At 70.0% G+C, this 21763-nt stretch carries 15 protein-coding genes; 7 read left to right on the top strand and 8 right to left on the bottom strand.

Annotated features, from left to right (window positions below):
- Positions 1-70: 70 nt before the first annotated feature.
- Together AB0N66_RS24350 and AB0N66_RS24345 are read left to right on the top strand one after the other, a co-directional pair.
- Entirely contained in the window at positions 71-1093 is a 1023-nt protein-coding gene (locus AB0N66_RS24350; protein ID WP_365438720.1) for an NADP-dependent oxidoreductase, read from the top strand.
- Between the two features lie 131 nt (positions 1094-1224).
- A complete protein-coding gene (locus AB0N66_RS24345) occupies positions 1225-1644 on the top strand; it encodes an organic hydroperoxide resistance protein (protein WP_365438718.1) in 420 nt (139 codons plus the stop codon).
- A gap of 72 nt (positions 1645-1716) precedes the next feature.
- Here the strand turns inward: AB0N66_RS24345 and AB0N66_RS24340 are convergent, their stop codons facing one another.
- Complete coding sequence (locus AB0N66_RS24340) at positions 1717-4251, bottom strand: M14 family zinc carboxypeptidase (protein WP_365438716.1); 2535 nt, start codon at positions 4249-4251, stop codon at positions 1717-1719.
- A gap of 211 nt (positions 4252-4462) precedes the next feature.
- Here AB0N66_RS24340 and AB0N66_RS24335 point away from each other — a divergent pair, with 211 nt between their 5' ends.
- Complete coding sequence (locus tag AB0N66_RS24335; RefSeq protein ID WP_365438714.1) at positions 4463-5326, top strand: hypothetical protein; 864 nt, start codon at positions 4463-4465, stop codon at positions 5324-5326.
- Positions 5327-5357: 31 nt separating this feature from the next.
- Here AB0N66_RS24335 and AB0N66_RS24330 read toward each other — a convergent pair whose 3' ends face one another.
- Positions 5358-6086 (bottom strand): NAD(P)H-binding protein, encoded by a 729-nt coding sequence (locus AB0N66_RS24330; RefSeq protein ID WP_365438712.1) that lies wholly within the window; start codon positions 6084-6086, stop codon positions 5358-5360.
- Between the two features lie 177 nt (positions 6087-6263).
- Between AB0N66_RS24330 and AB0N66_RS24325 the strand changes: the two genes are divergently transcribed.
- A complete protein-coding gene (locus tag AB0N66_RS24325) occupies positions 6264-6740 on the top strand; it encodes an Rrf2 family transcriptional regulator (RefSeq protein WP_365439050.1) in 477 nt (158 codons plus the stop codon).
- Between the two features lie 204 nt (positions 6741-6944).
- Here AB0N66_RS24325 and AB0N66_RS24320 read toward each other — a convergent pair whose 3' ends face one another.
- The 4 genes from AB0N66_RS24320 to AB0N66_RS24305 form a co-directional block, all read right to left on the bottom strand.
- The gene (locus AB0N66_RS24320) at positions 6945-10481 is read right to left on the bottom strand and encodes an ATP-binding cassette domain-containing protein (RefSeq protein ID WP_365438710.1); all 3537 of its coding nucleotides are present in this window, start codon (positions 10479-10481) and stop codon (positions 6945-6947) included.
- A 44-nt stretch (positions 10482-10525) separates the two neighbouring features.
- Complete coding sequence (locus AB0N66_RS24315; protein ID WP_365438708.1) at positions 10526-11797, bottom strand: cytochrome d ubiquinol oxidase subunit II; 1272 nt, start codon at positions 11795-11797, stop codon at positions 10526-10528.
- Positions 11794-13140, bottom strand: a complete 1347-nt coding sequence (locus AB0N66_RS24310; RefSeq protein ID WP_365438706.1) for a cytochrome ubiquinol oxidase subunit I — start codon at positions 13138-13140, stop codon at positions 11794-11796. Before AB0N66_RS24310 ends, AB0N66_RS24315 begins: the two co-directional genes overlap by 4 nt.
- Positions 13141-13360: 220 nt before the next feature.
- Positions 13361-14326 (bottom strand): YafY family protein, encoded by a 966-nt coding sequence (locus AB0N66_RS24305; protein ID WP_365438704.1) that lies wholly within the window; start codon positions 14324-14326, stop codon positions 13361-13363.
- Positions 14327-14389: 63 nt separating this feature from the next.
- Between AB0N66_RS24305 and AB0N66_RS24300 the strand changes: the two genes are divergently transcribed.
- Together AB0N66_RS24300 and AB0N66_RS24295 are read left to right on the top strand one after the other, a co-directional pair.
- Positions 14390-15535, top strand: a complete 1146-nt coding sequence (locus tag AB0N66_RS24300; RefSeq protein WP_365438702.1) for an epoxide hydrolase family protein — start codon at positions 14390-14392, stop codon at positions 15533-15535.
- Positions 15536-15627: 92 nt separating this feature from the next.
- Positions 15628-16440, top strand: coding sequence for an EI24 domain-containing protein (locus tag AB0N66_RS24295; RefSeq protein ID WP_365438700.1), 813 nt, complete (start codon positions 15628-15630; stop codon positions 16438-16440).
- Between the two features lie 100 nt (positions 16441-16540).
- Here the strand turns inward: AB0N66_RS24295 and AB0N66_RS24290 are convergent, their stop codons facing one another.
- On the bottom strand, positions 16541-17791 hold the full coding sequence (locus AB0N66_RS24290) for a pyroglutamyl peptidase (protein WP_365438698.1): 1251 nt from the start codon (positions 17789-17791) through the stop codon (positions 16541-16543).
- A gap of 230 nt (positions 17792-18021) precedes the next feature.
- Between AB0N66_RS24290 and AB0N66_RS24285 the strand changes: the two genes are divergently transcribed.
- Positions 18022-20514, top strand: a complete 2493-nt coding sequence (locus tag AB0N66_RS24285) for a glycoside hydrolase family 3 C-terminal domain-containing protein (protein WP_365438696.1) — start codon at positions 18022-18024, stop codon at positions 20512-20514.
- An 89-nt stretch (positions 20515-20603) separates the two neighbouring features.
- On the opposite strand, the gene AB0N66_RS24280 is transcribed toward AB0N66_RS24285, so the two are convergent.
- Complete coding sequence (locus tag AB0N66_RS24280) at positions 20604-21593, bottom strand: aldose epimerase family protein (protein WP_365438694.1); 990 nt, start codon at positions 21591-21593, stop codon at positions 20604-20606.
- Positions 21594-21763: the final 170 nt, after the last annotated feature.

Here is a 21763-nt window from a genome sequence, read left to right as displayed (position 1 = left end):
AATGAACCGAAGTAGCTGAACTGATGCACCCGAAGCGTCAGAGCCGCAGGAACAGGAAAGGCGCCCTCTCATGACCGACACCCCCCAGCTCCCCGCCGCCAGCCGCGAATGGCACCTGGTCAGCCGCCCGGAAGGCTGGCCCAAGCCGGAGGACTTCGCCCTGGTCGAGGCCGAGGTGAAGCAGCCGGGTGAGGGCCAGGTGCTGGTGCGGAACAAGTACGTCTCCGTCGACCCGTACATGCGCGGCCGCATGAGCGCCGCCAAGTCGTACGTCGCCCCCTTCGAACTGGGCAAGGTCATGCAGGGCGGCGCGGTCGGCGAGGTCGTCGCCTCCAATGCCGAGGGCATCGAGGTCGGCGACCATGTGCTGCACTTCTTCGGCTGGCGCGAGTACGCCGTGGTCGACGCCAAGCAGGCGGTCAAGGTGGACCCGGGGGCCGCGCCGCTGAGCACGTACCTCGGCGTCCTTGGCATGACCGGCCTCACCGCGTATGCCGGTCTTCTGCGCACCGCCTCCTTCAAGGAGGGCGACTCGGTGTTCGTGTCGGGCGCCGCGGGTGCCGTCGGCAGCCAGGTCGGCCAGATCGCCAAGCTCAAGGGCGCCTCGCGCGTCATCGGCTCGGCGGGCTCCGACGAGAAGGTCAAGCTGCTCGTCGAGGAGTACGGCTTCGACGCCGCGTTCAACTACAAGAACGGCCCCGTGAACACGCAGCTGCGCGAGGCCGCCCCCGACGGTGTCGACGTCTACTTCGACAACGTCGGCGGTGAGCACCTGGAGGCGGCCATCGGCCGGCTGAACCGGGACGGCCGCATCGCCGTCTGCGGCGCGATCTCCGTCTACAACAGCACCGAGCCCGTCCCCGGCCCGAAGAACCTCGCCCGCCTGATCCAGACCCGTGGCCGCATCGAGGGCTTCCTCGTCGGCGATCACTACGACCTGCAGTCGCAGTTCGTCCAGGAAGTCGGCCCCTGGGTCGCCTCGGGCGCGCTCAAGTACCGAGAGACGGTCGTCGAGGGCATCGAGAACAACCTGGAGGCGTTCCTCGGGGTTCTGCGCGGCGACAACACCGGAAAGATGATCGTCAAGCTCTGACCCCTGCCCGCCCCTCGGCCGGGACTTCCGGTCCCTGCCCTTCTGCTGGAATTCCGACATGCGGTAAATTCTTTCCAGAATCGTCGCGATCGCGGGCGCGAGTCGCGGCGGACCAAGGAGGAACGCACCATATGTCCATCCAGCAGTCAGACGTCCTGTACACCGCCGTCGCCACCGCAGAGAACGGCCGCGACGGCCGAGTAGCCACCGACGACGGCAAGATCGACGTCGTCCTCAATCCGCCCAAGGAGATGGGCGGCAGCGGCGCCGGCACCAACCCGGAGCAGCTGTTCGCCGCCGGGTACAGCGCCTGCTTCCAGGGCGCCCTCGGCGTCGTGGCCCGCCAGGAGAAGGCCGACATATCCGGCTCGACCGTCACCGCGAAGGTCGGCATCGGCAAGAACGAGGACGGATTCGGGCTCATCGTCGAGATCTCCGCCACCATCCCGAACGTGGATACGGCGACGGCCACGGCGCTGCTCGAGAAGGCCCACCAGGTCTGCCCGTACTCGAAGGCGACGCGCGGCAACATCACCGTGACGCTCGTCTGACCGCACTCGTTGCACACGGCGGAGGCCGCACCCCAAGGACGTGGGGTGCGGCCTCTCTCGTACGGACCTCCGCTACGGGGAGACCGTCAGCAACGCCCGTCCGACCTGCGGGAATTCACCCTTCGGATGGTCGCGGAAGAGCGGCTCGGTGCCGAAGAGGACCGCGTGCGGACCACTGACCACGGAAGCCTGGCCCCCTGCCGCCGTGGGTCCGGCCGTGCCGTCGGCCAGCGGGCGCCAGTGCCCGGAGACGAGCGGATTACCTGTCGCGTACGACTGCTCCACGCGGACCCCGGCGCCGAGATCGGTGAACCAGAGCGGGGCGTAGACGAAACTGTGGTCGGGGGCGCCCGCGGTCACCGCGCCCGAATTGACCACCCGCACAACGCCGTTGGCGTCCCCGTTGCCCTCCACCGGCCGCACGGCGAGCAGCCCTGTGGCGGCGTTGAGCGCGGCGCCGGTGGCTCCGCGCCCCACCAGGCCATGGGTGCCCAGGAAGGCGCCGAGAGCGGCCCGTGCGGACGTGTTGAGGCCCGTGTGGCTGAGCCCGGACGACACGAACAGCACATCCGCGCCTGACCAGTTGAAGCCCGCGTTGAGGATGGCCGTCGACACCGGGACCACATCGAAGTTCATCTCGCGCAGCGCGAACAGCTCGCCCGGGGTGACGGCGGCGGCAACCCGGGTGACACGCAGGGGAGTACCGCCGGTCGCCTTTGTCGCGTCGAAGGCGACGTCGTACTCGCGGGCGGCGGCGACGGCCTTCGCCTGGGCGGAGGCCGGCACGAGCGCACTGCCGTCAGCGGCCTGCCGTACCGAAACACCCTGCTTCAGGAGGGAGTTGAGGGCCGCGATCTCCTGCGGATCGTCGAGGCGCAGCCGCAGGTCGCCGCGCGGGGCGACGTACCCGACGTCCGTGGCCGCATCGACCGTGCGCAGCGGGACGGCCGCCAGGCTGGTGCCGCTGCGTACGGGCGTGACCGTCGCACCCCACAGCCGGCCCAGGCTCCACCCCGAGATGTCGTACATGACGGACACCTTGTCGCTGATGTCCGTCCCGTCCGCCAGCAGCACATTGGCCATTCCGCGCTTGGGCTGACGCAGGTCGACGACGTAACTGCCCTTCGCGTACGACCGTCCCGCGAGCCGGAAGCCGCCGGTCGCGCGGCTGACCCGGACGTCGTTGGCGAGAAGGTGGTCGACGAGGCGGGCGGCGGCGGTCGCGGAGCGCTGCGTGGCGCCCGCCGGAATGACGTACGCGCGCGGGAACTCGGTCGTGTAGACGTCCTCGGGGCCGATGCCCGGGACGCCGGGGACCGTCTCGGTGGAGACCGCTACCTGCGCGGCTCCCGTGGTGCCGCGCCGGAAGACCTCGATCTGGTCGGCGATGAGCGAAGTCCGTTGCGTCTGCGCGAAGTTGAGGGTCGCGCGCATGGCCGCGCCCGCGACATCGACGTTGATCGCGGAGCGCCGCTTCAGCTCGGCCACCGGCAGCGACTCGTAGGCGGCGTTGTTCACCGTCATCGGGATCTCGACGGTGTGCGCGGCGACCGTGCCGTGGAACGCCGCGTACTGCGGCGTGAAGATCGGCGGCCAGTCGTCCCAGCCCTCCTCCTGGTCGCGGAAGGGGATCTGGGCCGGCTCCACGCCGTCGGCGGCGGGTGTGTAGCCGAGGCCGTTGACGGCGGCCTCCATGCCGAGTGCGTTGGCGTAGGTGTTCTTGAGGAAGAGGTCGTATTCGTAGTTCTCGCCGTGCGGCGGGGTCGTCGGCTCGATCAGTGTGCCGTTGACATAGCCGTGCAGGTCGACCATGACCGCGGGCTGCTTGTCGATACCGATCTGGCGGATCGCGCGCGCCTCGGGCTGTGAGGCGGTGACGAAGTCCCGGTTCAGGTCGAAGCCGTTGGCGTTGGCACGGGTGCCGGCGATACGGCCGTCGGGGTTCGCGGTGATGTTGAAGTACAGGCGGCTGTGCGCGAGGAGGTCGGCGGTCTTGGTGTCCTTGGCCGTCGCGAGCTGCTCGATGAGCCCGAGGGCGGCGTCGGTGCCCTCCCACTCGTTGCCGTGGATGTTGTTGTTGAAGAAGACGGGCGTCTTGTACGTCTTCTTCACGGCCGGATCCTTGGCCGCCGTCTGCGGCGCGTTCTCGATGAGCTCACGCATCCGCTCCTGTGCGCGCGTCTCGCGGGCGGACTCGGGCGCGGTGACGGTGACGAGGTAGAGGCGGTGGCCGCCGGCCGACTCGCCCGCGACCTCCACACTCACCCGATTGCCCAGCTCCTGAAGGGAGTTCAGCTTCGGGGCGATCGCGTGGTACGGGGTGAGGCCGAGCTTGATGGACTTGTCGGCGGGGTTCTCCGGGTCCGGGGTGAGGACCTGTTCACGAGGATATCCGGCCGCGCTGCCGGAGAGGTCGGTGACGGGAGTGTCGAGGGCGTTGAGGGCGGCGCTCGCGGAGTTCCTGGCGGCGCCGCTTCCTTGGGCTTGGGTGGATCCCTCCCTGACCGGCGGATTGCGGTCCGCGGTGGCGCTCTGCGGGGCGAGCAGGAGTGAGCCGGTCGCCGTGGCGATGACGGTGGCGGTCAGGACGGGTCTCGGTAGGCGCACGCGTCGTACCTCCTGGGTGATGCCTGAGATCGGCACGGGTCGGTACGGCGAGGTGTACCTGTTCGACTCTCCCGCAACAAGAGGGCGTTGGTGTCACACATGCCGTCACACACGCCGTTACGGATGCCCCTGACGGCGCATTCCGGGCAGGGCCGACGGGGCATGCTGAGTGCAACGGCCGAGCGGTACGCGCGTGGCGAGGAGAGCCCCCATGTCCCCGATTCCGTCGCTCCCCAGCAGAGAAGACGTGCTGCGCATGGCACGCAGCACGACCGACATCACCGGCCAACTCCTCGACACGGCCGGGAACATCACCAAAATCGCCGTCAACACCTTTGACCCCCGCGACGGTTCGGGCGCGGAGGCGCTGCGCGTCCTGCGCGAGACCACGGCCGAGCTGGCCGAGGCGAGTGCGTCGCCGCAGGCCCAGGAGGCCTTCTACCGCATGGTGGACACGCTGACCCGGCTCGGCACCAGCGGGGCGCCGCTGGCGGCACATCCCGTGAGCGAACCCGCCCAGGTGCTGCTCGCCGCGCTGGGCGACAGCCTGCTGCCGGTCCTCGACGCGGTGGCGCCCGCGGTCGAGGAGGTGGCCGACGCGCTGGTCGAGCTGGTCGACGCGGGCTCACCGCTGCTGCCCGCGGCGGCTGGGGTCGCCGCGGGCCTGCTCCTCGTACTGACTCCGGTGATACGGGCAGCAGCGGACGTCCTGCGCGACACGTCCCCCGAACTCCGGCGCATCGCCGACGCGTTGACAGCCGCGCTGGCCCCACTCCTCCCGCTCCAGGTGACCTTGGCGGAACGGGTCGCCACGGTGGGGGCGGGGGTCGTACGCGCCTCCCTGCCGCCCCTGGCCGACCTCACGGAGACGGCCTCGACCGTCACGAACGCGGCCCGCCCCCTCCTCGTCGCAGGCGGGGAGTTCCTCGTCTCCGGCCTGGAACGCCTCCAGCCCGTCCTGCTGCCCACGGCCTCCCGCGCCGGCCGCGTGGCCCGCTCGGTGGCGGTCCGTGTCTCGGCGGCGGTGTCGCCTGCGGCGGAGCGGGGGGTGGTGGTGGCGGTGACGCCGGGGTGACGGGCGATGTCACGGGGTGGGCGCGAGCGGCTCAGGAGAGCCAGTCCGCGTAATGGGTGGGGGCGAGGTGGGCGTCCTTGTCGGTGAGGACGTCACCCTTGACGGCGGCGAACATGCCGGCGGTGGGGTCGGTGACCACGGTGCGGCCGTCGGGCTTGTGGGACAGGGTGACCCGGCCCAGCTCGTCCAGGGAGAAGATCTCGGGGCCGGCGATGTTGCGAACGCCCCCCAGCGGCGTGCCCGCGGCGACTTCCGCCACCGCGTCGGCCACGTCCTTGGCGGCGATCGGCTGGATCGGCGTGGCGGGCAGCCGGACGGTGTCGCCGTCGGTTGTCCAGGACAGCACGGCGTCGATGAACTCCATGAACTGCGTCGCGCGGACGATGGAGTAGGGGATCGGTCCGGCCGCGAGAATGTCCTCCTGGAGCGCCTTGGCCCGGTAGTAGTCCAGCTCCGGGACCTGGTCCACGCCGAGGATCGAGAGAATGACGAAGTGACGGACGTCGCCCTTCTGCCCCGCGGCCAGAAGGTTGTCCATCGAGGTCCGGAAGAAGGCCGGGGAGGCTTCGTCGAAGGTCGGGGAGTTCGTCAGGTTGACGATGACGTCCGCCCCCGCCACCGCCTCGTCCAGTCCCTGGCCGGTGATGACGTCGATTCCGGTGGACTGCGAGTGCGGTACCGCCTCGTGCCCGGCGGCGTTCAGATTCTTGACGACCTGCGACCCGATCAGTCCCGTACCGCCGATGACCGCGAACTTCATGACATGCCCTTCGTTGGGATCGTATGTCCGCAGATGTGGCACATGGGCTCCCCGTGGGCTCCGCATGGACTCCACGGGGGCGCTGCGCGCACCAAACTCGGACACCTTCTATCCGAGAATATACTCGGACAGGTACTGTCCGAGTCAAGCGGGTCTGGATAGAGTGATCGAGTGAAGATGTCCGGCGGAGTCGAGTGGGCCCTGCATTGCTGCGTCGTGCTCACGTCGGTCGACGAGCCCGTCCCCGCGACCCGGCTGGCAGAGCTGCACGACGTCTCGGCGAGCTATCTGGCCAAGCAGTTGCAAGCCCTTTCGCGTGCGGGGCTGGTGCGTTCGGTGCAGGGCAAGGCGGGCGGCTACGTACTCACCCGGGAACCGGACTCGATCACGGTCCTTGACGTGGTCGAAGCGGTCGACGGTCCCGGCCATGCGTTCGTCTGCACAGAGATCCGCCAGAGAGGCCCACTGGCCACCCCGGCCGAGTCGTGCACCGTACCCTGCGCAATCACCCGCGCGATGAACGGAGCGGACGCGGCCTGGCGAGCGTCGCTACGTGCCGTGTCGATCGCCGACCTGGTCCAGAGCGTCGGCTCGGACTACGGCCCCGGCGCGATGGCAGGCATCGGCACGTGGCTGACGACGCCGGACGCGTGAGGGCCGACTCGCACGACAGTCAGGGCGGTCCCGCGAGGTGCGGTACCGGTTTTCGGACGGGGACACCTTTGAGGAGTCCGATCGACCTCGGTTGAGTAATCCGGTCCAGGTCGAACCGCGCTGATCTACCTCGATCTACCTCGATCTACCTCGATCTACCTCGATCCACCTCGCCACCGAGCAGGGGCGAGGCGAAGGCGATCATCATGCCCGGGGAGTGTCGCCCACTCGGTCGATGGCCAGGATCGGAGGCATCGCGATCTCGGTGTCGGGGGCCCAAGGCAGGTGGTCGCGGTGACGGTCGTGGGCGACGATGACCAGGGCACAGTGGGGCAGCCGTTCGCGGATCGCTTCCAGCACCGCGCGGGCGGTCGGGGCGTCCAGGCCTTCGGTGGGCTCGTCCAGGAGCAGGACGTCGGGCTCGGCCAGGAGGGCGCGGGCCAGCGCCAGGCGCCTCCGCTGGCCGCCGGACAGATGCCCACCACGACGGCCGACCGCCCTCGTCAGGCCGCCGAGGTCGGCGAGGCAGACGCCTTCGAGGGCGTCGTGGAGCTCCTGCTCGGTCGCTTTGGGGGCGGCCAGACGGAGGTTGTCCTCGATGGTGCCGTCGAAGATGTGGTCGTCGTGGGCGACCAGGACGGTGCGTCGGCTGTCGGCTCCGGCCAACTGCCTGAGGAACGTGGTCTTGCCGCTGCCGCTCGGTCCGGTGACGAGGGTCGTCGTTCCGGCGGCCGGGGCCGGGCGGGTATCGCTGTCGGCGACGCGCGAGGGGGATGGCGGTCCGGCCGCCGCCGGCAGCGGTCGGCTCGCGTGATCGGGGGCGGCCTCGATGTCGATCCGGGCGTCCGTCGGCAGCAGCCGGCTCACGCGGTCGGCGGCAGTCTCGACGTCGGCCCAGGCGTCCGCGGCGGTGCGCAGAGGTTCGACGGTTTCACAGACCGCCGCCACGATCAGGCAGGTCAGGATCAGCAGCGGCGCGGACAGTCCGGAGCGGCTCCCCTCGGCCAGTACCGTCAGGACAGCTCCCCCGGTGACGAAGCAGCCCACTGCTTGGCGTGCCGCATCACGACGGGCTCGCGCCGATTCCGCGTGGGCAAGGTCCGTCAAGCGGTCGTCGAGACGGCACGCCGCCGTGTCCGTGGCGCGGAACGCCACCAGCTCCATGACTCCGTCCACGGCCTCGGCCACGGCGACCCGGCAGCCGCCCTGGATCCGGGAGACCGTGCGCGCGGCTTCCCGGGATTGGCGGAGCGTCAGCAGCGGCTGCACGAACGCCAGGCCGAGGACCGCGAAGGCCGTGACGGTTGCCGCTGCTGGTGCCACGGCCGCCAGGACGGCGATCCCGCCGAGTGCCACGACCAGCGCGGTGAGCACCGGGGACGCCACGCGCAGGACCACCGCGTCCAGCGCGTCGACGTCGGCGGTCAGCCTCGCCAGGACGTCACCGCTGCGCAGTACGTCGGCCTCGGCGCCCGCGGACGCCGCGCGGGCGAACAGGGCGGTCCGCAGACGGGCGAGAAACGTCAAGGTGGCGGCGTGCGTGGCCAGCCGGTCGCCGTAACGGGCCGCGGTGCGGGTCACGGCGAGTGCCCGGACCGCCGTGCCCGGGATCATCCAGTTGAACGTCGTGGTGAAGGCGAGTCCGGCCGCCGCGCAGGTGGCGAGGAACCATCCGGCCAAGGACGTCAGTGCCGCCGCCGACGCCGCGGCCAGGATTCCCAGGCCCAGACCCGCGATCAGTCGGCGCCGCAAGGGGGCGAAGTTCCCGGCTTCACGCAGCAGGCGGATGAGGTCGCGGCCGGGACGGCCGGTCCGGAACGCGGGAGCGGGTGATGTCTCCGGTACCGGAACCCCGCGCCGGGGCGGCGGCACTGTCAGGGATGCCACAGCCGGGTGGAGAGCCGCAGTTTCGGAGGAACCGCGCTGGTCTAGATGGAACACCCCGTCGGCTGCCGCGATCATCGCCGGGGAATGCGTCGCGACGATGACGGTACGGCCCCGCGCCGCGCGTCGCAGGACCTCGATGAGCTCGGCCTCGGCACGGCCGTCGAGGTGTGCGGTGGGTTCGTCCAGCAGCCACAGCCTCGCGTCCTCGACCAGCAGCGCGCGGGCGAGGGCGACGCGCTGGGCCTCGCCGGCCGACAGCCCGGCGCCTTGTTCACGTACCTCTGTGTCCAGGCCGTCACGGAGAACGAGTCCGACCTCGTCGGCGACACCTCGCAGCGTCCGGCGGTCGGCGTTCGGGCGGCCGAGAGCGATGTTGCCGGCGACCGTCCCCGGGAACAGCACAGGGTGCTGGGAAAGCCAGACGACGTGCGGAACACATCCGGTTTCGCCGTCGATACCCACCGAACCCGTGTCGCAGCGGAGGTAGCCGCCGATGGTACGCAGCAAAGTGGTCTTCCCCGCCCCGCTCGCACCGGTCACCGCGATGAACGAGCCTGCCGCCGCTGTCATGTCGACATCCCGCAGCGCCGGCTCGCCGTCGAAGGCGACGGTCACGGCGCTGACGACGACGTCCGGGGCGGACGGTGGTACGAACAGCTCCGGCGCGTCGGGACCGTCCAGGAACGCCTCGACCTCGGATGCCATCGCGTCGGCGTCCGCACGCGCGTGATAGGCGGACGCGTACGCGCGCAACGGCTGGAAGTACACCGGAACCGCGAGCAGGAGGAAAAGACCGGTGCGCAACGGCATTTGGTGCGGAAGCCAGGGGATGTCGACGTAGCCGAGCAGGGTCAGGCCGATGTACGTGGCCGCGACGGCGACCGCCATCGTCACGACCAGCTCGACCACCGCCGTCGAGAGGAAGCCGATGCGCAGCACCGAGAGACTGTCGTCGACGAGCTCGTCGCCGACCCGGGCGACCTCGTCCGCTTCGCGTTCCGACGCTCCCAGATACCGCAGCACGCCGAGTCCCTGGATCCGGTCCAGGAAGTAGCCGGAGAGCCGTTCGCGGCGTGCGAGATGACGGCGGCTCACCTCGGCAGCGCCGTGTCCGACGACGATCAGGTTGACGATGACGATCGGAACGGCGACGGCCAGGAGCAGCGCCACCGGCAGGCTGATCCACGCGACGACGGCCAGGACGAGAAGCGGCCCGATGCCGAGCGCCATCCGCGCGGGCAGATATTCGGCCAGGTAGGGGCCGAGCTTCGCGGGATGGTCGAGGACGACGACCGTCGCCTCCCCGGCCGCCGGGACACCGCCGAGCACTGCGGAAGCTGAGCCGTGCACCGCCGGATCCTCGGGCTCGGCTCCCGTGGTCCACGGCCCAGGGGGCTCGGCTCCCGTGGTCCACGGCCCAGGGGGCTCGGCTCCCGTGGTCCACGGCCCAGGGGGCTCGGCTCCCGTGGTCCACGGCTCACGGGGCTCGCCGGTCTTGGCCCACGACCCAGGGGACTCGGCGGCTTTGGTCCGTGGCCCACGCGCCTCGACCTCCTTGGCCCACCGCCCACGCGCCTCGGCGGCCTTCGCCCACCGCCCACGTGGATCAGCGACCACCGATCGCACCAACCGCCGCCGCAGTGCGAGTTCACCTTCCGACGCGGCCCGTGTCCCGGCCAGCGCGGCCGCCCGTACCGCGACCGCCCGGACCACCGTGGACGCCGCGAACCATCCCAGCTCGGCCGCGCCACCGCTCTCTCGGACGGAGACCGCGTGCACCACGGACGCGATCCCGTATGCCTGTCCCAGTGAAGCGAGCAGCGCCACCGTCCTCGCGGCGGCGGCGCGTCGCATGGCCCCCGACACCGGTTTCGCCAGTTCGGCGAGTAGGCCTCGCACTATTCCGGTGCCGTGGCGGGATCGGCCGCGTCCGGCCGCGGCTCTCGCCTCCCGGCGAGAACCCACGCCGCGAGCATCACGACCGCGAGCGCGAACACGGCGACCCAGTTGCCCCATGTCGAGTAGGCCGTGAAAGTCATCTGAGCGATCAGCAGGGCGCCGACCCACAATGCCACCACCAGCACCACGGCGACGATCCGGGCGGGCCAGGGCAACGGTGGCGTCACCGTGCGCAAGTGCCCGCCGCCCATGGCGACCGACCCGGGCGGGATGGCCTTCTCCGTGTCGTATCCCGCGAACTTGCCGCGGAAGATCCGGTATGCCCACACGGTGTACGCGGCGAACAGGACCAGGAACCCGAACATCCAGCCGAGTACGAAATGCAGTGTGCTGCTCGGTGCTGACGCCTCCTTCAGCGTCATTCCGTCGGGCAGCACGATCGGATACAGCCCAAGCGGGACGGCCGCCGTCCCGCACACGGTCGCCAAGGCGACGCAGACGAAGGGCAGCCAGTCCCGTCCCGGCCGTCGGAAGGCGAAGAACGCCCCGGCCGCCAGCAGACACGCCACGACGGCCAGCACCAGGGCGACCACCGTCGCCGGATGGTGGGCCGATGCCAGGTGCTGGTCCAGGGTGAAGTAGAGAACACCCGCCAGGACGAGAAGTGCCGCCGTGACCGGCACGAGGAATTGCCCGGTCCGCCTGGCCGAGACTCCCAACTCCCCATCGGTCTTGTGAGCCAGCCATGCCGATCCGGCCAGCGAGTACAGGGCGACCACGGCGAGCCCGGAGCAGATGGTGAAGCCGTCCAGGAATCCCAGGGGGCTGATGCTCCCGGTCAGCTGCCCGATGGGTGTCACGCCCTTGAGCAGCGCCCCGGCCATCGTGCCCTGGATGAACGCGACGAGCCCGGACGCGATGCCGAACAGCGTGCCCCACAGCGGGTCGTACGCGGGGGAGGAGGCCTGCATCTCGAAGGAGAACCCGCGCACCGCCAGCAGCACGAGCATGGCGATGACCCCGAGGTACAGGTGCGGCAGGGCCGAGGCCAACACCAGCGGAAAGCCCGCCCACACCCCGACCACGGAGACCAGCAGCCAGGTCTCGTTGCCGTCCCACATGGTCGCCACCAGGTCGATCATGCGACGGCGGCGCGCCGGGTCCCGCTCGGCGAAGGTCAGCACCCCGATGCCGAGGTCGTAACCGTCCAACACCACGTAGACGGCCAGGGCCGCGAGGATGACGGCGTACCAGATCAGCTCCGCGGTCATGACGATGCCTCCGCCCGTACAGGCTCGGGCCGGGGCGGGCCCTCGTGGATGTAACGGCGTACGGTCCTGATCCACACGGTTGCCAGCGTCGCGTAGACCACGGCCAGTACGGCGATCGAGACGGCGACCGACCACGTGGCCAGCGAGGAGACGGCATCCGCGGTGCGCAGCTGGTTGTAGACCACCCACGGCTGTCGGCCGCCCTCGGCGGTCACCCATCCGCCCCAGACGGCGAACACCCCGAACGGCGTGAGCCACGTCAGCAGTCTGAGGAAACGCCGGGAGACGTACAGCCGGCCGCGCAGCCGCAGCACGACGCCGACGAGGGCGGTGGCCAGCAGACCCCACGCGATGAAGAACATGATCCGGAACCCGTAGAACGGCCACAGGAGCGCCGGGCGGTCGGCGGCGGGGATCGTGGTCACCGGCGGCTCTTTGAACTTCATCGACCAGTCCTTGCCGATGACGAGCGGCGTGATGAAGGGCACCGACACCTGCACGGTGTTCTTGTGGGCCTTCTCGTCCGGGACGATGAACAGGTTGTACTGGCTCGTGGCCTGCCAATGCCCTTCGGTGGCCAGCAGCTTGGCCGGCTGGTACGGAAGGAGCCGCCCGCCCAAGGTGTCTCCGACAGCGATCTGCACCGGGAGTACGAGGAGCAGCGTGGCCACCGCCATCGAGACCATGCGCGCGCCCGCGTCCCGGTGGACACCCCGCCGCAGATACGACGCCCCGATCCCGGCGACCAGCAGTGAGGCTCCCAGCAGCGCGCCCAGGAACATGTGCGTGACGCGCCAGCCGAACAGCGGGTTGAGGATCACCTCGCCCCAGTCGGAGACCCGGAACTGGCCGTTGGACATCCGCCGGTACCCGGTCGGCGCCTGCATCCACGTGTTGGCCATGATGATCCAGGTCGTCGAGGACAGCGTGCCCAGCGAGACCATCGCCACCGAGAACATCATGACCCGCTCGCTCACCCGGTTCTCGCCGTAGACCATGACCCCGAAGAAGGCGGCCTCCAAGCAGAAGGCGCTGACCACCTCCATACCGAGGAGCGGCCCGACCACCGGGCCCACGTCATGCGCGTACCGGCCCCAGTTCAGCCCCAGCTCGAAGGTGAGCACGATGCCGGTGACCACGCCAAGCCCGAACGTCACCGCGAAAATCCGCCGCCAGAACCGGAACAGAGCCAGCCAGGCCGGGTTGCGGGTACGCAGCCAAGCCGCGTACAGGAACGCCACGAACAGGCTGGTGCCGACGGTGAGCGTGGGGAGGGTGACGTGGAAGAGCGCCGTCATCGCGAACTGGAGACGGGAGAGGTTCAACAGGGATTCCGATCCCACGATCACGTTCCCGTCTCTCGCCTCGGATATCGATTCCGGACGAATGGAACCATCGGGGAATACCTTCGGAGGGCACGCCACAACCGGCCGAGGCGGAAACCACCCGTTCGACGACAGGACCCCGATCCCTGGCAGGACCGGTGCAACTCGGTTGCTCCACCGTGTGATTGACCCGCGTACGAAGTACGGCAAGGCGGTCGATCGGATAGGTCTTTTCGTCTTATCGGGTAGGCGGTGTGGAGCGGGCGTAGCGTTCCGCGAGTCGACGGAGGTGGGCGATCAGTTCCACGGGCTCGGTCACGTCGAAGTCGACGTCGAGCATGCCCAGGTGGACAGCGAGGGCCTGCACGGTGTCAGCACCGGTGATCAGGACGCAGCTGTCGGCGTCAATTGCCTCGACCGTGCCGACCGCCGGGTTGATCTGCTCGACCACCGTCGTCGCGGGGGCGTGGACGGTCACCCGCGCGTGGTAGCGCCAGGCCGCGCTCGAGACCCCTCGGGAGACATACTCCGCGGCGCCGCCGGGCAGTTCGCGCGGGGCGAAGCGTGGTCCGGTCGGGGTGCGGGGCTGGATCCGGTCGATCCTGAAGGTCCGCCAGTCCACGCGCTCGACGTCCCACGCCACCAGATACCAGCGCTGTCCCCAGTTCACCGCCCGATACGGCTCCACCAGACGGCGGGTGGACGAGCCGGAGTGGTCCAGGTAGTCGAAGCGAAGTCGCTCCCGGTCGCGGCAGGCGGATACCAGGGTGGTCAGCACATCCGCGGAGACGGCGGCGGCCGGACGATCGGCCGGTACGGCCACGGTGTAAGCCTGGAGTGTCCGCACCCGTCTGCGCAGCCGCGAGGGAAGTACCTGCTCCAGCTTGGCCAGCGCCTGCAATGAGGTCTCCTCGGTGCCGGGGACGGCACCTTGCACCGAGGTGCGCAGGGCGATCGTCACCGCTACGGCCTCCTCGTCATCGAGAAGCAGCGGGGGCATCGCCGCCCCGGCCCCCAGCCGGTAGCCGCCGGCGGCTCCGCGCGTGGCGTCCACGGGATAGCCGAGCTCGCGCAGTCGGTCGATGTCGTTGCGGACGGTACGGCCGCTCACCCCCAGGCGCTCGGCCAGTTCGGATCCCGGCCAGGCTCGCGGGGTCTGCAACAGGGAGAGCAGGCGCAGCAAACGCGCGGAGGTATCAAGCATGGAGCCCAGCCTGTGATGTGATTAGGAACGTAACGTGCCTATATCGAGAATACCGTTTTACCCATGGTGACCAGCAGCAACACCGACGCCCGGATCCACCCGTACCGCATCGACGTTCCGCAGGAGGAACTGGACGACCTGCGCGAGCGGCTGGCACGTACCCGCTGGGGCAGCGAGATCCCCGGCGCCGGCTGGAGCCGGGGCGTGCCCACCGACTACCTCAAGGCCCTGGCCGCGTACTGGGCCGACGGTTTCGACTGGCGCAAGGCGGAGGCGGAGCTCAATGAGTTCCCCCAGTTCACCACCGAGATCGATGGCCAGAACATCCACTTCCTGCATGTCCGTTCGCAGAACCCGGCGGCCGTCCCGCTGCTTCTGCTGCATGACTGGCCCTGCTCGTTCGTTCAGTTCGTCGAGGTCGTCCGACCGCTGACGGAGGACTTCCACGTCATCGTGACCTCGACGCCCGGTACCGGCTTCTCCGGTCCGCTCGGCGAGGCCGGCTGGAACACCGGCCGCATCGCAGGCGCATTCGTCGAGTTGATGGGTCGGCTCGGCTACGGCGCCTACGGCGTTCAGGGAACTGGCGGTGGCGCCTGGATCGCCGCCGAGATGGGGCGCCAGGCACCCGATCAGGTCATCGGCGTTCACGTCAACGGCCTGCTCACCTTCCCTTCCGGTGACCCCGCCGAACTCGACGGGCTGACTGGGCCCGAGCAGGAGCGGCTGGCCCGACTGGAGGACTTCCAGCAGGACAAGATGGGCTTCAACGCCATCCAGTCCACCCGCCTGCAGACCCTCGCCTATGGACTGCATGACTCGCCGGTCGGCCAACTTGCCTGGATCGCCGAGAAGTTCAAGGAGTGGACGGACCCCGCCGCCGAACTCCCCGACGACGCCGTGGGCCGCGACCGCCTGCTGACCAACATCAGCGTCTACTGGTTCAGCGGCACGGCGGGTTCCTCGGCGAACCTCTACTACGAGGCGGGCCACGACGCGAGCGCCTGGGCCCCGAAGCCGCGCGGCACCGTCCCGACCGGCGTGGCCGTCGCCCGGAACACCGACATCACCATCCGCCGCTTCGCCGAGCGGGACCACAACATCACCCACTGGACCGAGTTGGAGCACGGCGGCAACTTCCTCGCACTGGAGCAGCCCAAGGCATTCATCACCGACGTCCGCGCCTTCTTCGGCACACTCGGAGGCTGACATGGCTGAGACTCTCGCTCAGGTCACTGACACAGTCCGGGGCGCCGACAAGCTGACGGATCCTCAGCAAGGATCGAGGCTAAAGTTCCCCCATGCGTGACTTCGGGGTGGGCTTCAACTACTTGGTGCAGGGCCAGCGATGGGTGGGGAGGCACGGGAAGCAGTACGGGTTCGGACTGCTCCCGGGGCTGATCACCCTCGTGCTGTACGCGGCGGCACTCGTTGCGCTGGCGATATACGGCGACGACTTCATCGGCTGGGCCACTCCGTTCGCGGATGACTGGAGCAGCCCCTGGCAGGGCCTCTTCCGTGGCCTCCTCACTGTCGTGCTGTTCGCCCTCGCCCTCCTCCTCTCCGTGGTCACCTTCACCGCGGTCACCCTCCTCATCGGCCAGCCCTTCTACGAGAACCTCTCGGAGAAGGTCGACCGGGACGTCTCCAAGGACGGCACGGCCCCCGAGTCGGGCCTGCCGCTGTGGCGGGAGCTGTGGATCTCGGCCCGCGACAGTCTCCGTATCGTCGTGCGGGCGGCCCTCTGGGGCGTCCTGCTCTTCGCCCTCGGGTTCATCCCGTTCGTCGGACAGACGGCCGTTCCGGTGATCGGATTCTTCGTCACGGGGTTCTTCCTCACGGAGGAGCTGACCGCGGTGGCGATGCAACGCCGTCGCGTCGACCTTCGCCACCGCCTCACCCTCCTCCGCTCACGCAAGACCCTGATCTGGGGCTTCGGCACCCCCCTGGCCGTCTCCTTCCTGGTCCCGTTCGTCGCCGTCTTCCTGATGCCCGGCGCGGTCGCGGGCGCCACACTGATGGCCCGCGACCTGCTGGGCGAGGAGACGGCGACGACGAACGGCGACCGGGACAGGAACGGCTCGGACAATCAGGAGCGGGCCTCCACGAGCTGACCGGCGTCCACCGCCTCAGCCAGAAACGGCGTCCACCGCCTCAGTCACCAGCCGGCGTCCACCACCTCAGTCGCGAGCGAGCCGGCGACCACCACCGTGGTCAGGACCCCGCGTCCACCGCCACCGTCAGAATCGCCCGCACCTGAGCGATGATGTCCAGCCGGTTCTGTACGAACTCGGGGTCGGTGACCACCCCCGTCGCCGGGTCCGTGTTCCCCGCGCCGAACTGCAGCACGGGCGTGTGCACATGCCCGCCGGGCAGACTGTCGTGCAGGCCGAGCCGGTCGCGCAGCAGCGTCGCGCGGTAGGCGATCTCGTTGGAGAGGTAGTCCCCGCCGCCCCCGGCACGGGCCGTAGAACCCGAGGTCGGGCCCGCGGGACGTACGACCGCGGTGGTGCCGCCCGCCGGGATCTCGGTCACCGACGTGTTGTCGTACACCGGGAAGCGGCCCGTGTTCGCGGCGACGATCTCCGCGTACGGAAGGGTCGTTGACGTCCACTGCGGCTGCGACGCCGGGTCGGTGACCGGGACGGTCTCGGGGACCCCGGTGTTCAGGTTGTCCCCGAAGCCGCCACGCCAGGCCCCGTTGGTCCGCTCCACGTCGAACCGGCCCACGCGGCCCTGGCTGACGGTGGTGAACAGGTCCACCTGGGGCAAGGACGACCGCAGCGCCCGCTCGACCATGCCGTCGCTGAAGTCCTCCCAGCGGACCGGGAACATGGCGGTCTCGACGCGCGCCGGACCGTCCGCGGTCTGGATCGTCGTACCGTCCAGGGCGAGCGCGCTGGCCCCGGACGGATTGGAGATCCGGATGTCACGGTCCAGCGTGAACGGGTCGAATCCGGTGACCAGGATCCGCTTCACGCCCTTGGCCCGGGGATAGCGAATGGCGTCCTGACCGCGCGAGGACACCTCCAACTTGGCCAGCAGCTTGTCCCGTTGGGCATCCGTGAGTCCGAACTCCGGCTCCCACTCGCGCACTTCACGCGTCATGCCGAGCCGCGCCCAGTACAGCGGCCGGTCGTCGTCCCGGCTCAGGTCCCCGCCCGCCGGACCCCGGCCCTGCGCCCGGTCCACGGCCCGCTGCCACAGCCGCGCACCCTGCTGTACGGCGGCACGCTCGGCCTGCGCGTACGAATCGGCCCTCTCCAGCGTCCGAGCGAACTCCGGTGCCACGGTGTCGAATCCGGAACGCCGCAGGATCTCCTGGGGTGCGGCCTTGTCGAGCCGCAGCTCCTCCACGGTGGGGGTCTCGGCGGCCGACGGGGCGGCGGACGAGGTGGGCGCCGCCGCCAGCCCCGCCACCAGGGTCAGTCCGAGTACGCCGATCCGAGTACGTATGTGATTCAAGGGAGTTCTGGCCTTCCGCCGCTGTGGGGTGCTGCCGGACGGCGAAAGTATCCCGTGACGGGTGGGGCGTACGCCATCGCAAGTTGATCCCGGTGCGCGGACGGCCGGGGCAGGATGGAGAGGGGGATGTCCAAGGACTTCTACGAGCACTTCAACCAGGACCTCAACCAGGACTTCAACCAGGACTTCAACCAGGACTTCAACCAGGACTTCAACGTGGAGGTGTCGCCGTGCCGGAGACCGAGCAGAGCCCGCTGGACCAGGCCCGCGAGGCGATCGTCGAGGCCGCGCTCGGCAGGCTCGACCTCGACGCGAAGGCGAGGCTGCTGTCCGGGCAGGACATGTGGTCGCTGCCCGCGCTCCCGGAGATCGGGCTGAAGTCCCTGGTCATGTCCGACGGCCCGATCGGCGTACGAGGCGTCCGCTGGACCGCCGACGACCCCTCTGTCGCCCTCCCGTCCCCGACCGCGCTCGCCGCCACCTGGGACCCGGCCCTCGCTCGCCGCGCCGGCGCGCTCCTCGCCCAGGAGGCCCGCCGCAAACACGTCCACGTCCTGCTCGCGCCCACGGTCAACCTGCACCGCTCCCCGCTCGGCGGCCGCCACTTCGAGGCGTACAGCGAGGACCCGTACCTGACCGGACAGATCGGCTCGGGCTACGTGAACGGCGTCCAGTCCGGCGGCGTCGGCACCACGGTCAAGCACTTCGTCGCCAACGACGCCGAGACCGACCGCTTCACGGTGAACAACTTGGTCTCCCAACGCGCCCTGCGCGAGCTCTACTTGGCCCCCTTCGAGGCCATCGTCGAGAACGCCCGTCCCTGGGGCATCATGACCGCCTACAACTCGGTCAACGGCACGACCATGACCGAGCACCGCCACCTCGTGAACGAGATCCTGCGTGGCGAGTGGGGCTTCGACGGCATCAACGTCTCCGACTGGATGGCCGCCCGCTCCACGACCGCCGACATCGAGGGCGGCCTCGACGTCGCCATGCCCGGCCCGAGCACCGTGTACGGCGAGCCGCTCGCGCGGGCCGTACGGGACGGCCGCGTCGAGGAGTCGACGGTCGACGAGGCCGTACGCAACGTCCTGCGCCTTGCCGCCCGCGTGGGCATCCTGGACGGCGCCGAACCGGTCGTGACCGAGCCGCCCGCCACCATCGACGGCGAAGACCTGGCCCGCGAGATCGCCCGCCGCTCCTTCGTTCTCGTACGCAACGAAGTACGCAACGAAGTACGCGACGACGTACGCAACGAACGCCAAGCCCTCCCACTCAGGCCCGGCACCGTCGCGCTCATCGGCGCCGCCGCCCGCGACGCACGCGTTCTCGGCGGCGGCTCCGCCACCGTCTTTCCCTCCCATGTCGTCTCGCCTCTCGACGGCCTCACCGCCGCCCTCCCCGAGGGCAGCCTGACGTACGCCGTCGGAGCCGACCCGAACGAGGAACTCGCCGCCGCCGACAAGGGATTCGAGCTGCGCGCCGTCTGTCGCGACGCGGCCGGCGAGGTCATCGGCAGCGGCTCGGCGCCCAGCGGCCAGATCCAGTGGATGGGCAACGACCTTCCGGCCGGCGTCACCCACGCCGCCCTCCACACCGTCGAGCTGACGGGCACCTTCACCCCGCGCGACAGCGGCACGCACACCTTCGGCATCAAGGGGCTCGGCGCCTTCACCCTCACGATCGACGGCACGACGTACTTCGACGGCGTCCAGCGCGCCGAGAAGGACGACCCGTTCGTGACCTTCTTCGGTGCTCCGATGCCCCGCGCCCAGGTCGAACTGACCGCGGGTGAACCGGTGAACGTATCCCTCACCCACGTCGTCGCCCTCCCCGAGCGCATCCCGCTGAAGGTGATCGCCTTCACGCTCGCCCACCAGGAGCCGCGGCGCGACGCCGACGAACTGATCGCCGAGGCGGTCGAGTCGGCCCGCGCCGCCGACACCGCCGTCGTCGTGGTCGCCACCACCGACCGCGTCGAGTCCGAGGGTTTCGACCGCAGGGATCTCCAACTCCCTGGCCGGCAGGACGATCTGGTTTACGCCGTCGCCGCCGCCAACCCGAACACCGTCGTGATCGTCAACTCCGGCTCCCCGGTGGAGCTTCCGTGGCGCGACGAGGTCGCGGCCGTCCTGCTGAGCTGGTTCCCCGGCCAGGAGGGCGGCGCCGCCCTCGCCGACGTCCTCACCGGCGCCCACGAGCCGGGCGGCCGCCTGCCGACCACCTGGGGCTCACTGAGCGACACCCCGGTCACCCGGGTAACCCCCACCGACGGCGAACTCCCGTACACCGAAGGCGTGTTCATCGGCTACCGCGCCTGGGACAAGGCCGGCGCCACCCCCTCGTACGCCTTCGGACACGGCCTCGGCTACACCCACTGGACGTACGAGTCGATCGACGTCGGCATCGACGGCACGACCGCCACGATCCGCGTCCGCAACACCGGCGAGCGCGCCGGACATGAGGTCGTCCAGGTCTATCTGGCGCCCAATGAACAGGACACCGAGCAGGACACCGACCGCCCGGCCCGCTGGCTCGCCGGCTTCGCGGGGGTGGAGGCCGGACCAGGCGAGAGCGTCGAGGCCGTCGTCGACATCCCGCGCCGCGCCTTCGAGATCTGGGACGAGACGGCGAACTCGTGGGTGTTTGTGAAGGGTTCGTACGAGATCCAGGCAGGACGCTCGATCGCGGACCGTCGCGTCGCGTCGCGCATTACCGTCTGACCCAGGACGAGCCGCCCTCCTGAACAGTCCCGGTCCGGAACCTGACAGACCGGGCCGGGGCTCGGGAAGAACAAAGAGCTCAGAGTCTCCTAGTCCCGCACCGCGACGCGATACACGGTCTCCGACCTGTACACCCCGCCCGGCCGCAGCTCGGTGCTCGGGAAGTCGGGCCGGTTCGGCGAGTCGGGGAAGTGCTGCGTCTCCAGCGCGATGCCGTCGCCGGGCGCGAAGGACCCCGAGCCGTCGAGGTGGTCGGCGGCGTAGAACTGGAGGCCGGGCTCGGTGGTCGCCACGGTCAGTACGCGCCCGGAGGCCGGGTCGTACAGCTCGGCGACCTCGATGGGAGCCTCGGTCAGTCCCTTGTCGAGCACGAAGTTGTGGTCGTAACCCGCGCCCGCCTTCCGCGCCTCCCGGAAGTCGAAGCGGGTGCCCGCCACGTCCAGGAACTCCCCGGTCGGGATGAGGTCCCCGTCCACCGGCGTCAACCGCGAGGCGGCGATGCGGAGTTCGTGTCCGGTCGCGCTCCCCGAGCCGCTGCCGCTCAGGTTCCAGTACGTGTGGTTCGTCAGGTTCACCACGGTCGGCGCGTCCGTGACCGCCTCGTACGCGATCCGCAGCGCGCCACGCTCGTCCAGCGTGTACGTCGCCGAGACCTCCAGGCGCCCCGGGAAGCCCTCCTCGCCGTGCGGAGCGACCCGAGACAGCCGGACCCCGTGTTCGACGGCCTCCGAGTCCCACACGCGCTTGTCGAAGCCGCGCTCGCCGCCGTGCAGGGAGTTGGTGCCGTTGTTCTGGGCCAGGTGATAGGTCAGACCGTCGAGCGGGAAGCGGCCGCCCGCGATCCGGTTCGCGTACCGCCCGACCAGCGCCCCGAAGTACGGCTCCGGATGCGCGAGATACCCCGCCAGGTCCGGAAAGCCCAGCACCACGTCCACGGCCTGCCGGTCCCCGTCCGGCACCTCGACCGACTGCACGATCCCGCCGTACGTCAGGACCCGCACCCGCACACCGGAACGCTCCAGCGTCCAGCGGTGGACCGGGGCGCCGTCAGGAAGGGTGCCGAAGAGTTCGTCGCGCATGATCGAAAGCCTAGGCCACCCGGTCAGAATCGAATGGCTACGCCACCGGTCACGGTCGACCGCCTGGGCCACGGTCACGGTTGACTGCCTGGGCCGCCGTTCCCGATCGAGCGCCTGCGCCACCGTCCGGATCGACCGCCTGGGCCAGCATCCCGATCGGCCGCCTGAGC

It is taken from the genome of Streptomyces sp. NPDC093544 (assembly GCF_040683495.1).
In the GTDB taxonomy this organism is placed as follows: domain Bacteria; phylum Actinomycetota; class Actinomycetes; order Streptomycetales; family Streptomycetaceae; genus Streptomyces.
Note: the sequence above shows the minus strand (reverse complement) of the source record. Positions and strands in the feature narration are given on the sequence as shown.

Excerpts from the sequence above, each read along its gene's own strand:
- AB0N66_RS24295 (WP_365438700.1), top strand. The coding sequence starts at position 15,628 with ATGCGTGACTTCGGGGTGGGCTTCAACTACTTGGTGCAGGGCCAGCGA.
- AB0N66_RS24330 (WP_365438712.1), bottom strand. The coding sequence starts at position 6,086 with ATGAAGTTCGCGGTCATCGGCGGTACGGGACTGATCGGGTCGCAGGTC.
- AB0N66_RS24325 (WP_365439050.1), top strand. The coding sequence starts at position 6,264 with ATGTCCGGCGGAGTCGAGTGGGCCCTGCATTGCTGCGTCGTGCTCACG.
- AB0N66_RS24345 (WP_365438718.1), top strand. The coding sequence starts at position 1,225 with ATGTCCATCCAGCAGTCAGACGTCCTGTACACCGCCGTCGCCACCGCA.
- AB0N66_RS24315 (WP_365438708.1), bottom strand. The coding sequence starts at position 11,797 with ATGACCGCGGAGCTGATCTGGTACGCCGTCATCCTCGCGGCCCTGGCC.
- AB0N66_RS24350 (WP_365438720.1), top strand. The coding sequence starts at position 71 with ATGACCGACACCCCCCAGCTCCCCGCCGCCAGCCGCGAATGGCACCTG.
- AB0N66_RS24300 (WP_365438702.1), top strand. The coding sequence starts at position 14,390 with ATGGTGACCAGCAGCAACACCGACGCCCGGATCCACCCGTACCGCATC.
- AB0N66_RS24280 (WP_365438694.1), bottom strand. The coding sequence starts at position 21,593 with ATGCGCGACGAACTCTTCGGCACCCTTCCTGACGGCGCCCCGGTCCAC.
- AB0N66_RS24335 (WP_365438714.1), top strand. The coding sequence starts at position 4,463 with ATGTCCCCGATTCCGTCGCTCCCCAGCAGAGAAGACGTGCTGCGCATG.
- AB0N66_RS24305 (WP_365438704.1), bottom strand. The coding sequence starts at position 14,326 with ATGCTTGATACCTCCGCGCGTTTGCTGCGCCTGCTCTCCCTGTTGCAG.
- AB0N66_RS24320 (WP_365438710.1), bottom strand. The coding sequence starts at position 10,481 with ATGCGACGCGCCGCCGCCGCGAGGACGGTGGCGCTGCTCGCTTCACTG.